Here is a 13905-nt window from a genome sequence, read left to right as displayed (position 1 = left end):
GCACCGCGAAATGCGCTATATGTGGCAGATTCGCATCTTTTCCAAAAAACGCTTTGCGACGGGTGGAGTCAGCTTGCCAAGGTTTTCAGCTTGCCACGGAGCGATTCGTTTTCGCGTTCCAGCTCGTCGATGCGCCGAGCCTGTTGTTTGATGATGACAAGCGCCGTCTCGCTGTCAAGGCCGCTGCTCGCGCTGAGAGGTGCAGGCGGCACGGCGATGGCAGCCGCATCGGACGGGACGGGCACGTCAGCGGATATATACCCCCCCCGACACGTTCGCCCCGTCCAGCGGATGCGGAGCATTTCCAATGTTCGCCTTATCGGGATTGGCGATTCCTGCGATGTCGTCGAGTTTCTCCTTGCGCGTCACCGCATGAACATACAGGTTGACGAGCTCCGTAATGATTTCGCCGTTACTCATGTTACTGCTACCACTCACGGATTTGAGGACGGCAGCCTTCCAACGCGCCACACTTCGTTCTATACGTTTATACCCAATCAGTTCCGGCGGCAATCCCGCCTCGCGGAAGATTTTGGTCGGCGATTCCCCCGCAAGATACCGTATGACACACACCTGTTTGAAAGCGTTGGAGTACGTGATGCGGTCTTTCGATACGTTGGCCACCGCCGGCAGATCCCGCAACATTTGGAGCTCGTCCATGCTGAATGATCCTCCACCGCGCATCGTTTTACCCCCTTTGCTATGCCCCGTGATGAAGCAAGTGTATATCCGACTTCTCACAAGCAGCTTTTCAAATATTGCTGACCGTATATCACTTCAACCGGTCGGTCACACGTCAATGCGAGCGATTATGGAATATCCACAACCGCCCGCATTGACTTTTATTGCGAGTGAGTCAATTCACAACTCACTCACACCGAACGCATGCGCTCAGTACGTGCGGCGACGGCTCTTGACCGCCACAGCCACGCCAGCGCCACCCACCAGCAGCGCCACGACCGTGAACAGCACGGTTCCCGCAGCACCAGTCAGCGGCAGCTGAGTGACATTCTTCACGTTCAGCACGGTAGCGGTGGCATTCGCAGTGGTGTTATCGACCGGTTGGACCTGACGAAGGGCATCCTGTTCGAAAGTGACGAGACCTTCATCTGTGATCTTCACATTGAAAGTGACCCTGAAGTTCTGGGCGTAGCCGGTCGGAGCCTGAGTCTCCACAACCGTGTAGGTTCCTGCCGCAAGACCCGCGACCTTCACCAAACCATCATTCTCAGTAATGAACGTCTTGGCATCATTCTGATCGGAAACAAACGACCACGCACCGTCCTCAGCCTGCTTAAGGAACTTGCCCTCCGCATTCTTGACAACGAACTTGGCGCCGGCTAGAGGCTTGGCCTCATTCCCTTCCTTGCCAATCTTCGTGAACTGGAAACCGTAGGTCTTAAGGACAGTCTTGCCTTCACCGCTGGTACCATCCTTGGTGGTGATTGTGGCCTTGTTGTCCACACTGCCGCTCAAGCCATCCAACGCATCCTTGGTGACGGTGCCCTGGTACGACACGACGATCGTCCTACCGGCCAGCGTTGTGGCATCGGCAAAATAGATGGTCGTGGTGGTGCCGGATTGAGCATTGCCTTCCTGCGTTATCGTGTACAGATCGGGATTCACAGTAGTATGATCTCCGAACTGGACCTTGAAGTCACTCGTTTCCGCAATCCGCAAACCTTTGGACGCGGTATCGGTAATGGTAAAGGGGTACGCATCCCAGCCAGCCGCAGCATGAGGAACGTCCGCGGCCACAGTGAAGTCCACGGTGTCGCCCACCTTTACGCTCTTACCGTTCACATCCACGTCATTCATCCGGGCGAACTTGAGCGGCTTGTCGGTCGGATTCGCGTTCTTCGCGTTGAACTGGCCTTCAGTCGTGATGTTGCCCTGACCGGTCGTCGTATCGGCCGCAATCCTCAGATTGGACAGTCCATTGACGGTGGTGGCCACCACAGCCGGAGTTCCCGACGTCACAGTCGTTTCGCCAGCCTTGGTGAACGTATCCTTCACCAGATACCAGCCTTCTCCGTTCACATTGACCGCCTGGCTCGTATTTGCCTGCTCCGTAGTTACGGTCAGGCCAGTACCATCAGGTCCTGCCGGCGGAGTAATTCCAGCCAAGGTCTTGGCGAAGACACGGAGCTGATCCGCAGTGAACGTCGCCACATAGGCGGCTGGATTATCCTTGTACTCTGTCGGGATGCCGTTGTGGCTTCCATCAGCCGCGTCAGCAGCGGTGGTCACAGCTCCCTTCCATGCGTCAACCGTTTTCACTTCGACCGAGCCATCGCCAGGATTCTCGAACGTGGCAAACTTGTATGGCGTGTACGTATGGCCTTCCTGTGCGTGGTTAACTTGCAGCAATGGAGCATCATCAGCCTGTGCGGCGGCGACGCCGATGGCCATGCCGCTCAGCAACGTTGCCGCGGCGGCCAGCCCTGCGAAAAGCTTCCTCATCTTCATGAGAATCTCCTCTTCCTTGATTGTTGGTTACTGTGTTCTGCAATCGCGGGAGGCGGGAACCCAACATGCCCCCGCGATCCGCAAATCCTGTGTTATTCAGCTGAGCCGCTTCTTGCGTCTCCACTGGTCGGCCGCAGCGACGGCGAGCAATGCCAGCACGCCAACTCCGCCGGCCGCAATCTGCCACCATCGTTCCGCACCCATGCGGCCCGTCAATGGCAGTGACGATGCCGAAATGTATTGGTTGGTGAACAGCATTGGCTGGGTCTCGTCCCAATTCGAACCAGCGGCACCATAATCGGTTTTCAGCTGGGTCACGGATTCGACAACGGCCTTCCATTCACCGGACGTTCCGTCTTTCATCACGGACACGACCACCCGGTATTCCGCCTGCGAGTAATACATTGCGGAAGCATCACCAGCGTCCTCCGTCACGAGATACGTGTACTCGGCTTCACCTGCGTTGTAAGTGATGTCGCCGAAGTAAGCAACGTGATCGTCAGACGAATCGCGTTTCACCGTCACCGTGCACGCCGACTGGTTCTTGCAGGAAGCTGGCATCGGCGCGTCTGGATTGGAATCGTCTGCCTTCAGCTTGAAGGTGAACTCGTCGGAATCCTTCCAATCGCGGCCGACCAGCTCCTTCTGCACGCCAATCGCATGCGTCAGCATGGTCTGCTTCAACGTGTTGGTGATGACTACTGTGGCGTTCTGCGATGCCATGGATTCCGGCACCGTCACCACATTGCCGTCAGCAAGATTTCCATCGCCGACCTTGTGCTGGTAGGAAGCCTTCCACAAGTGGCTGTCCGGTTCGACTTCCGTCACCGTGTACGTCTTTTGGGCGCCTGCCGGAATAATCACGTCGGTGGACCATTTGCCGCTATCGTCACGCTTCAGCGTGACCGTCTTATAGGTATCGTTGCCCTGTTTGATATCCACCGTGATGCTTTCCGGCTTCTGGCCGTTACCGCTCCACTGCTTGTCGATGTGCAACGTCGAGGAGACTACCTGCACCACCGGGTGCGGATACGGGTTCTCCCTGCACTCATGAGTCTCGCCATCGGCCGTATAGGTCAAGCATGCGGAATCGTTCGTATGGAAACCCGGCTGGTTCGAGGACGTGGCGTTTCCCGGCAGATCGGTGTTCGCGTTACCCTTTACGCCGTCATATCCATCCTTGCCGGCATTCAGGTTGGCGGCATACTCGTCATATGCCTTCTGCGTGGGCTTCACGTTGTATTCCAGCGTGTATGTCACGTTGTGGGCCAGAGCCTTCAGGAATGCGACCGTGAATTTCTTCGTGCTCGCGTCATACGTCAAGGTGTAATCGACATTAGTCAAGGAGACCACCTTGCCGGAAGCATCCTTGGCAACGACCCTGTAGTTGTTATCCGCAAGCTCGACATAGCCGGAGAGCGTGTCCTCCATGGTCACCTTGGTGTATGCGGATGTGGTGGTCTCGCTCTTCTCAATCTCGTCGAAGATGGCATTCAGCTCCGAAGCGTTCGTCGCGCTTTTATAATAGCCGGCTTTGATATTCCCTTCACCGCGCTGGTTGTATTTCGTTGCCTTTGGGAAATTGCTGGACACCGCGTGCATGAACTGGTTCTCGTTACCTTGGATCGAGGAGGGATCAGCACCGGAAAAAACACCGATGGAATACACCGTGGCGCCACCATCTTTCAATTCCTTGGCAGCTTCGACGGCCTTATTTGCCACTTTACCCTCGAAGCCACTAGACGATGTAGGCGAACCATCCGTGAAAAAGATAACGACCTTCTTCGCATCGGTTCGAGCACTGCCCATCATCTTGGCCGCAAGATTGAATCCATTGTCGGCTCGGGTGGCGCCAGCGGCTTTGAGTTTGCTGACTTTGTTCTTCAGACCGTTCATATCCGCAGTCAGATCGCTAACGATTTGGGAGTAGTTGTAGGTGTACCCACCACTTCGGTACGTGTCATCCCCGATTTTGTCCTTTTCGTTGCCGGCGAACTTCACCAGTCCAACGCGAACCAGTTCGGAACCGGCCTCCGTATTAGTATTCGCAGCTTCATCAAGAAATGCTTTAACCGCTTCTTTCAGTGCGTCTAACCGCCTGGTCCGATCCGTCTTACTCATCGGATCGTCCATCGAACCGGACACATCCAGCACCAGCGTGAAGTCGATCGGCTGGGTGGTGGTGACCGTGGTGCTGCTGGCAGCGCCCTTCACATCCACGTTCACGGTGTAACTGCCATCATTGTTCTTTTTGATGCGCTTATGCTTCTCCGGAGCGCCCAACTGAGAACCGGTCTCGTTCTGCGCAACCGACTGCGCCCGATTTGCTCGCGCAATCGGTTGAGCGGACAACGTAACTGGCTGCTCATCAGGTTGTTCAGATTGTTGTTCAGATTGTTGTTCAACCTCCTGCTCAACCCACTGCTCAGTCTCTTCTTCCGTTTCTTGTTCCGTTTCTTGTTCGACTTGCTGGTAAGCCTCTTGATCTGACGGCTGCTCTTGCTCTGACGGCTGCTCTTCTCCCACCATCAAATTTTGTTCCACCGGCTGTGAATCCTCTTGCCCAGATTCTTGCAATACCGGCTGCTCGATTTGTTGTTCCAAGGCTCCCGTGGCATCTTCCGCCGCCGCTGACGAAGCAGTGACGCACCCCACGCCGGCGAGCATTGCGACCGTCGCGACGGCCGCAATGACACGACGCGTGAACAGACCTGTGCCCCTCGCCCTGTTTCGCTCAAAGACGTGTCTCATACGTCAACCCCCTTGTACCGTTAAGCGATCGGGGAAATACCTTCCTCCTTCGACCGGTATATTTGATGCGTCTTCGCTTCACATACCGTCCGACAATCGCTTCGTTGCCTAAACCTTAAGGAGAAAAACAGAGGGATACATACCCTCCCAACGAGGTAATCAAGGGGATATACTTTCCTTGAAATCGCACATATCATCGCGATTCTAGAGTATTCTTGCCCCCGTAAATCGCGATGCAAAAACTATAAGCAAACGTTGTCATGCCTCTTTCAGAATTTTCCCCGACAAAAAAGCATCTGTCAAGTGCAACATTAACGCCATCAACCCCTAGTTGCGCTTTGGCCACCAAGCGGCATGCCTACGGACATACCACGGACAGCGGAGCAGCCAAACCAACAACAAACCGACCAGCAACGTGGCAGCTGACACCACGCCCGCAATCACACGCACATCTTTTGCCGCATCATCCTCCGCGGGAATCTCTTCGGGAATGGCGGAACGTAATGCCGAAACCAACAGACGATGCGTATTCACACCGTACGGAGTGCATGTCATCAACGTGACCCGATCCTCGCCAGAGGTAATCTTCAATTGCGATGTGTCGTTAGGTTCGATTTCGGTAATACGATCCACCATATAGCCAAGCGTATGGCCCATCACATCGATATAGAAGTAATCACCAACCCGCATCTCATCCAAACGCGTAAACATTGAGGCTTCAACCAAACCCCGATGTCCGGTAATCACCGCATGCGCATCCTTGCCACCCACCGGCAGACTACTGCCATACAAATGCCCCGCACCGGACGCAAGCGTCTGCTCCGACGTGCCATGGTAGATCGGCAAATCCACAGAAATCTTTGGAATGCGGATGGAACCCATCACGCCATCGCCAGTATCCAGCAAACGCTGGTATTCCGCGTCTTTGGAGCTAGCGGAATCCTTGTTACCATCGCCGGTGGCGTCTGCGCTCGTCGAGCTGGAACCGGAACCATCGCTGGAGTCGGACTGATTGTTGTTGTACAACTCGGCGAGCGGATCCTCAGCCTCGCCAATCACCGGCTGCCCCGACTTGGCGAGACGCTTGTTGTACGCCCCAGCCGCGGCGAATGCCTCGTCGGCCTGCGGATACGGCCAACCCGCGACGCTCTGTTCGGAACGGGCGGACGTGCTCGCCAGCTTTTGCGCGGACTGGTATTGCAGCACTTTCGGGAAAAGACCAATGCCGATTGCGGAGAAAATCAGCACCGCCGCAAGCACACGCAGGGCAATGGATCTACCCACGTCGGCGCGACGCTCGCGAATTTCTTCGGACACATCGGTCGCCTCGGCGAACGTCGGCGGAACGTAGGTGCGCGTGTTGCGCGTGGTGTCGTGCGAACCGCGCGAGCCGTCGTTGCCATCGTGCGAATCGCCATAAAAATCGTCGGCGCGTAAGTCCTTAATTTGCTGAGGACCGTCGCTTCTCGACCCGCCGCGCGCGCTCCCATGCGGAAAAACTGCCATCAGTCTTGCCCCCTTGAACTGCCAGCCATAGGGAACATTATATTGCACTCCGCCCGCGTGCCTTCTTCCCTAACGATTCCGATAATGTCGGTCGAACTTGGACGGTCTCCGGCCACAGCTCTGAGCGAACCACGTTTTACGCAAATCATGGGTTAGGACTTACGCAAATCGTGGGTTAGCCCCAGCAAAACCCTTGCAGGAGGCCGAAATTGGCATTTTTGCCAAGAGCATCTCTAACCGAGTCTGCCCATGGTCAAACCGATGGGCCTATCTGGCTTATAGATGGCGGATTTGGGGCTTTGCGGAAAGGTATTTCGCTTATAGATGGCGGGTGCTAGACGAGAATAGGCGGTTCGGGGGTATGATTTACACCCCCGAACTGGCAAATGGGGCGAACCACCCGCCATCTATAAGCTAGATAGCATTTGGCGGGCGGGCGGTGTGCGCGCGGCGGACGAGAACCAGGGGTTGGCCGCCTCGCAAACGCGACCGACCCCCTTAATGTCGTGAAACGTGCTATATGTGGCAGATTCGCCCTTCACAAGAAAACGATTTGCGTTATGTGTGGCAGGTTCCTTGAGCAAATCCAGACCTAGGGGGCAGGAATCATGCCCCCTAGGTCGGTTTCCCCGAAGAAACCTGCCACAGATAGCGGAAATCACATTCTTCAACCTCCGGTCACAATGGCTCACTAGGCTCGACGGTATGACGCAAGAGCTTGTTTCCCTGACCATCATCATGGCGGTGGCGGCCGTCAGCCCAATCGTGGCGCAGCTGATTCCGGGAAGATTCATTCCACAAACCGTGCTGCTGCTCGCCGCCGGAACCGCGCTCGGCCCGTACGGACTAGGCGTGATCGAAGTAAACGACGCCGTGAAACTCTTGAACGAGCTCGGCATGGCGTTCCTGTTCCTGCTCGCCGGCTACGAAATCGACCCCAAACGACTCGCCGGACATCAAGGCAAAGTCGGACTGCTTACATGGGGAATCACGCTAGGCCTCGCCTGGCTGGTTGTGACATTCCTTCCGTTCTTCACCAAGCAAGGCATCAACGGCGTGGCCACGGTAATCGCACTCACCACCACCGCGCTCGGCACGCTCATGCCGATTCTCAAGGAACGCAACCTCGAAGGCACCCCCATCGGCGACGCCATCATCTCGTACGGAACGTGGGGCGAACTCGGCCCAATCCTTGCCATGGCCATCCTGCTATCCACCCGAACCGGCTGGCAAACCATGCTCGTGCTCGGCGCGTTCCTTGCCATCTGCCTACTGTGCGCGATGCTACCTACGAAAGCACTGAGAACCGGCCATCGCCTGTACCGTTTCCTTACGGAAAATGCGAACACGTCATCGCAAACGCTCATGCGACTGACCACATTCCTGCTCATCTTCCTTGTCACCATTTCCGCGCTGTTCGAACTTGACGCGGTGCTCGGCGCGTTCGCCGCGGGCTTCATCCTGCGTTACATCATCCCCGACGGCAGCAAGTCGCTGGAAATGAAGTTGGAGGGTGTCGGCTACGGCTTCCTCATTCCTGTGTTTTTCGTGGTGTCAGGCGCCGCGATCAACGTGCGCGCCGTGGCAAGCCGGCCCGCGCTGCTCGTCGCGTTCATCGTCATGCTCATGCTGATTCGCGCGGTGCCCGTATATGTTGCGCTATCGCTCGACAAACGCAAGAATCCGCTGTCATCGCATCACCGCGTCACCGTAGCCCTGTATTGCACGACCGCGCTGCCGATCATCGTCGCCGTCACGTCGCTGGCGGTGAAGGTCGGCACCATGCAGAGCGACACCGCGTCGACGCTGGTCGCAGCCGGCGCGATTACGGTGTTCCTGATGCCGCTGCTCGGCTCGATCACGTATCAGGTGGCCGACATACACCCCGTCACCGCGGTTCGGGAGATTGCGCACACGCCATCCGATTGGCGGACGATCGTACGCGAACATGCGCAGGTACGTGCGCTGCTGCACCATCAGGACCGGCTCAAGCGTATGGCGGAGACGTTGAAATCGCTGGAAAAGCAGGAGGGGCTGAACGGTTTGGACAGCCGTCGCGCCGAACTTGTGGAACGTGCGCGCCTCGAAATCGACCGCCAACTCAAGGAACTCGGCCTCGACCCGCAGCTCACCACCCAACTCCCTCACAACTACCGCTACCCGAAGAACTGAGAGGGCTTCGGAGGGGCGCTACTCCACGGACTTGAGGGAGCTGATGGGGTCGATGCGGTCGAGGACGGGGTTGACGAACAGCTGCACGAGCAGCGCGAAGGCCATGGTCGCCACGGCCGCGATCACGTAGCTCAGCGGCTTGACCTCCACCTCGAAATACAACGAGGGCATGTTGAGCGCCATCGTCAGCATGCCGCCGACGAGCCGGCCGAGCGGCAGGCCCAGTATCACGCCCATGACGGTGAGGATCATCATCTCACGGTTCACGTAATGGTGCACTTCGCGGTCGAAGAAGCCAAGCACCTTGAGCGTGGCCATCTCGCGCACGCGTTCCGACACGTTCGTATTGGCGAGCGTGAACAGCACCACAAGCGCCAGACCGCCAGCGAGCGCCACGATCAGCGCCACCACCGCGCCCATGAGGTCGAATTTGAAGCTGTCGGCCATGTGCGCGCAGCTTACGGCCTTCATCACCGAACTGTCCTCTTCGAGCGATTCCGCATAGTCGGTTTGCGAAGTGTCGGAGCCGGAAAGCTTGGCGAGCATGGCGTTCCACGTCAGAGCCTCGGAATCCTCGGAACTCTTGGAATTCTTGGTGTTCTTCGCGTCTTTCGAGTCGAAAAGCTTGGCGTAGTAGTTTTCGCTTACATACACATCCGAGCCGATGAGGTTGCGATTCACCGCGCTCACCTTCGCCGTGGCCTGCACGCCGTCGCCGTTGGTCAGTCGCACCTTGGAACCGGCCTTGACGCCCAGCGCGCTTGCCGCCGACTGCGCGACAATCACGCCATCGTCATCGAGTTTCAGCGAACCGGTTTTGCCGACGCCGGACGTGCCCAGCATGCCGGACGAGACCGGCTGCAACGTGACCATTTCGCCCAAATCGGACAGATGCTTTTCCGGCACCGCGACCAGCTGGATGCTTTCGCTGCCGCTGCTGCCGGCCTTGCCGCTGTCACCGTCGCCACTGCCCGCAACCGTCAAATCGCCCGATTCTATGCGCACGTCAAGCGATGACGTGACGCGCCCGTCTGACGCGACTTTCGTGCGCATCGCCGACGCGTCCGAATCGTCGGAAACCACCATCAGGTCGTACTGGTAGATGTCGCGGTATTGCTTGATGCCGAGGTCTGCGACGGTGTCGTTGATGGCCAGGCCGCAGACGATCAGCGCGGTGCAGCCGGCGACGCCGCCGACCGTCATGATGAGGCGCGACTTGAAGCGGAAAATGTTGCGCGCGGTCACTTTGCTGAGGAAGCCGATGCGATTCCAGACCGGCCGAATCCGTTCCAGCAGAATGCGCGAGCCGGCGCGCGGCGCTTTCGGACGCAGCAGCGAGGCGGGCGTCTGCCGCATTTCCTGCACACACGCGTAGATGGTGGCGGCGAGCACGCCGACCACGAACAGCGCGATGCCGAGCGAGCCGTACAGCCAGTCGTATTCCAGCCGCAGGCCGGGCATCACATACATGCCTTGCAATACGACCAGCAGGAACGCAGGAATGCCAAGGAAGCCGGCGATCAGGCCGAGGCCGCCGCCGATGAGGCAGGCGAGCAACGCGAACAGCAGGTAGCGCGACGCGACCGCCAGCCGCCCGTAGCCGAGCCCCACGTACGTGCCGATGAGCGAGCGGTCCTCTTCGACCATGCGCGCCATGGCGGTCAGGCTCATCATCACGGCCACCAGCAGGAACACAATCGGGAACGCGTTGCCGAGCGACTGGATGGAGTCGAGGTCGGATTTGAGCGCGCTGAACCCCCCGAGCGACTGCCGGTCCTGCACATACCAGCGCACTTGCGGAATGCTGGTTTTCAGCTCGTTTTCCTTGGTTTTCAGCGTATGTTCGGTACTTGCCTTCTGCTCGTTCAATTGCGATTGCGCCTGGTCGAGCTGCTGCTTGGCTTGCGTCAGTTCGGGACTAGCGGCGATGATGGTTTCACGCATTGTTTCACGCGTGGTTTCGTCAAGTTGGGGGGTAGTTGCACCTGCGGCCGCCGCCGCACCTGCGGCCGCGCCGTTTGCCGCAGCTCCCGCAGCTGCCGCGCCCGCCTGCATGCTGACAATCTGGTCGACCTGCTGGTTGAATTGCTGCCGATTCGCGTCGATTTGCGACTGCGCGTCCGCGAACTTCTTGTCGGCTTCCGCACGCGCGTCGGCGATCTTCTTGTTGCCCGCGTCGAGCAGTTCCTGCCGACGGGCCTTCTGGCGGTCGGTTTTCACGGTGCCGTCGATGCGGTCGGTCACCTGCTTGACGGTGTTTTCGTACGATTCGTCGAACGTGCTTTCGGCGGCCCCACCCTTGACGAGCAGCGTGGCGGACGTGTAGAGGGTGCCGGTCACGCCATCGGACGGCGCGAAGAACGTGTAGTCGGTGGTGGCGGTGGAACGGAACGAGGTCATGGCGGAGTAGCCGTCCGGGTTGCTCAGGTTCTGCGGATCGAGCACCACGCCCACGATGGTGAGCTTGGTCGGGAAGCTCGGCGCCTCGTCCGTGCCGTTCGTTTCATTCGTGCCGTCCGCACCGTTCGTATCGTTCGTATCGGAAGTATCGGAGGAAGCCGATTCGGGGGTTACGGTGAGGCGGCTGCCGATACGCTTGCCCGAATCGCGAATAAATTTCCTGGTTACCGCGATTTCGCCGGCTTTCTTCGGCATGCGCCCTTCCTGCAAGTATGGCTGGTCAATGCCGTTCGTGCCGATTTCCTGCATGGTCGCCGACTTGCGGCCGTCCAAATCGAACGTCACTTCCTGCGACCGTTCCGCCTGCACTTTCGCAACACCGTTCACCTTGCGCAACGCGGCGATATCGCCGTTCGACAGGCCCGCAGTGGACAGCACCTGGACGTCGTGCAGGCCCTGCGCGTCGAAAAAGCGATCGGTGCTGCGGAACGCGTCACGGCAGCCCGCGTAAATGCCGGTGAGCACGGCCACACCGAGCAACGTGATCATGGCGATGGAAATGAATCTTTTCCACGAATGCGCCCACATTCGCAGCATGTCCTTGACGAATGCCATGTCGACCTCCGTTCGTAGCCCCTCATTCCATTGAACACCATGAAGCTTGGAAAGACGCGCCAAACCGCACATCCGCAACACGTGTCCAAATCGCGCGTTCGAATCGCACAGCAATCGCGCGAATCGAACTTCTAAACCAAACAACCCGTTAAGCAAACCAGACATTCCGGAACGAACAAACCAACACTTTGCCCGCCGCTTCCCGCTACAATCGGAAACGTTCCCTCACAAAGGGCGAATCGCAAAAAAGCAAGCAAAACAAGCACATGCAAGCGTGCAACAGCACGCAACGCAAGCAGCGAGCGCAACGCACAACGCGCAATCGCAAGGAAACAGAGAAGAGGAAATCTCCATGAGCGACGTCACCGCCGCAAAGAAGCCGCGTGGAACCGACGACGTGCCGGTTCCGCCGACGCTCCGTAAATCGTTGAAAAACCGCCATATCCAGCTCATCGCGCTGGGTGGCGCCATCGGCACCGGCCTGTTCTACGGCTCCAGCGAATCCATCCAGCTGGCCGGCCCGTCCATTCTGCTCGCCTACCTCGTCGGCGGTCTCGCGATCTTCATGATCGTGCGCGCTCTGAGCGAGATGGCGGTCGAGGATCCGAAGGCTGGCGCGTTCAGCTACTACGCGACGCGCTACTGGTCACGGCGAGCGGGCTTCATTTCCGGCTGGAACTACTGGTTCAACTACGTGCTGGTGGCCATGGTGGAGCTTGCCGTGGTCGGCTCGTTCGTGAACTACTGGTTCCCGAACATTCCGAAGTGGGTGTCGGCGGCGGTGTTCCTCGTGGCCATCGCGGCGCTGAATCTCATGGGCGTGAACAAGTTCGGCGAATTCGAATTCTGGTTCGCCATCATCAAGATCGTGGCCGTGCTGGCCATGATTCTCGGCGGCCTGTATGTGATCATCGCCAATGTGCCGACCGCTTCGGGCATTCGCGCGAGCTTCGCCAACTGGTTCACCGTGGACGGCGGATTCCTGCCGCACGGCCTGATGACCCGCAACGCCGACGGCACGTGGACCGGCCTGCTGATGGCGCTCGTCGTGGTGATGTTCAGCTTCGGCGGCACCGAACTCATCGGCATCACCGCCGGCGAAACCGAGAATCCGCGCACCACCATTCCGAAGGCCACGAACGGCATCATCTGGCGTATTCTCGTCTTCTACATCTGCGCGCTCGGCGTGATTATGGCGGTGATTCCGTGGAGCAAGATCGACGGCGATTCCAGCCCGTTCGTGCAGATCTTCGATTCCGTCGGCGTGCACGCGGCCGCCGGCATCCTCAATTTCGTGTGCCTGACCGCCGTGATGAGCGTCTACAATTCCGGCCTGTACGCCAACTCCCGCATGCTGTATTCGCTGGCAAAGCAGGGCAACGCGCCGGCTTACCTGGGTAAGCTCAGCAAGAAAGGCGTGCCGGTCGGGGGTGTTATCACTTCCGCGATAATTATTGCGATTGCCGTTGTCGTTGTGTTCGTATGGCCGGAATTCGCGTTCAATTATCTGATGTCGATCGCCACGATCGCGGCTGCGATCAACTGGATCATGATCATGGTTACGGAGATTAAGTTCCGTCGCATGGTTGCGGCTGGCGATGGCCCGGCCGAACTTAAGGGGCTGAAGGGCAAGGAAGCGCTCGACAAGATCGCGTTCAAGCTGCCGTTCGCCAATGTGACGCCGTATGTGGTGATCGCGTTCATGCTGCTGGTTGTGGTGCTCATGTGCTTCTCCGCAAGCTATCGCATCGCCGTGATCGCCGGCGTCATCTGGCTGGCGGTGCTGTTCGCCGCCGCCCAGCTTGCGCTTGGCAAGTCCGGCAGCGAACGGGGTGAAGAAGCGGCAGTGATCGTTGACGCGGCTGCTGCAACCGCTGAGTAATCGCAAGAAACACAAAACGGCCTCCTCTTCCGGCTTTTGTTACCCGAATCGGCTGGTTACGGTAACAAAAGCCGGATGGGAATGCCGTTTTTGCGATTAGACGGGGCGAT

The 13905-nt window shown here is 58.2% G+C and carries 6 protein-coding genes and 1 pseudogene; 2 read left to right on the top strand and 5 right to left on the bottom strand.

Going from position 1 to position 13905, the window contains the following annotated elements; all coding sequences use genetic code 11:
- Window positions 1-68 precede the first annotated feature (68 nt).
- The 4 genes and pseudogenes from KSX58_RS03365 to KSX58_RS03350 all read right to left on the bottom strand — a co-directional run bounded on the left by KSX58_RS03365 (window position 69) and on the right by KSX58_RS03350 (window position 6726).
- Window positions 69-684, bottom strand: a pseudogene (locus tag KSX58_RS03365) (hypothetical protein).
- A gap of 207 nt (window positions 685-891) precedes the next feature.
- On the bottom strand, window positions 892-2469 hold the full coding sequence (locus KSX58_RS03360; RefSeq protein ID WP_217735783.1) for a SpaH/EbpB family LPXTG-anchored major pilin: 1578 nt from the start codon (window positions 2467-2469) through the stop codon (window positions 892-894).
- 96 nt (window positions 2470-2565) lie between these two features.
- Window positions 2566-4821: an FctA domain-containing protein gene (locus KSX58_RS03355; RefSeq protein WP_254882472.1), complete on the bottom strand. Its 2256-nt coding sequence runs from the start codon at window positions 4819-4821 to the stop codon at window positions 2566-2568.
- Between the two features lie 726 nt (window positions 4822-5547).
- Window positions 5548-6726 (bottom strand): class C sortase, encoded by a 1179-nt coding sequence (locus tag KSX58_RS03350; RefSeq protein ID WP_237976388.1) that lies wholly within the window; start codon window positions 6724-6726, stop codon window positions 5548-5550.
- A 705-nt stretch (window positions 6727-7431) separates the two neighbouring features.
- On the opposite strand from KSX58_RS03350, the gene KSX58_RS03345 reads away from it, so the two are divergent.
- The gene (locus tag KSX58_RS03345) at window positions 7432-8898 is read left to right on the top strand and encodes a cation:proton antiporter (protein ID WP_038443838.1); all 1467 of its coding nucleotides are present in this window, start codon (window positions 7432-7434) and stop codon (window positions 8896-8898) included.
- A gap of 18 nt (window positions 8899-8916) precedes the next feature.
- On the opposite strand, the gene KSX58_RS03340 is transcribed toward KSX58_RS03345, so the two are convergent.
- Entirely contained in the window at window positions 8917-11913 is a 2997-nt protein-coding gene (locus KSX58_RS03340) for an ABC transporter permease (RefSeq protein WP_217735781.1), read from the bottom strand.
- A 352-nt stretch (window positions 11914-12265) separates the two neighbouring features.
- Here KSX58_RS03340 and KSX58_RS03335 point away from each other — a divergent pair, with 352 nt between their 5' ends.
- On the top strand, window positions 12266-13795 hold the full coding sequence (locus tag KSX58_RS03335; RefSeq protein WP_217735780.1) for an amino acid permease: 1530 nt from the start codon (window positions 12266-12268) through the stop codon (window positions 13793-13795).
- Window positions 13796-13905: the final 110 nt, after the last annotated feature.

The organism is Bifidobacterium sp. MSK.17.10 (assembly GCF_019129655.1).
Taxonomy (GTDB): Bacteria; Actinomycetota; Actinomycetes; order Actinomycetales; family Bifidobacteriaceae; genus Bifidobacterium; species Bifidobacterium adolescentis.
Note: the sequence above shows the minus strand (reverse complement) of the source record. Positions and strands in the feature narration are given on the sequence as shown.

Coding starts and splice junctions, on each gene's coding strand:
- KSX58_RS03360 (WP_217735783.1), bottom strand. CDS start 2,469: ATGAAGATGAGGAAGCTTTTCGCAGGGCTGGCCGCCGCGGCAACGTTG.
- KSX58_RS03345 (WP_038443838.1), top strand. CDS start 7,432: ATGACGCAAGAGCTTGTTTCCCTGACCATCATCATGGCGGTGGCGGCC.
- KSX58_RS03335 (WP_217735780.1), top strand. CDS start 12,266: ATGAGCGACGTCACCGCCGCAAAGAAGCCGCGTGGAACCGACGACGTG.
- KSX58_RS03340 (WP_217735781.1), bottom strand. CDS start 11,913: ATGGCATTCGTCAAGGACATGCTGCGAATGTGGGCGCATTCGTGGAAA.
- KSX58_RS03350 (WP_237976388.1), bottom strand. CDS start 6,726: ATGGCAGTTTTTCCGCATGGGAGCGCGCGCGGCGGGTCGAGAAGCGAC.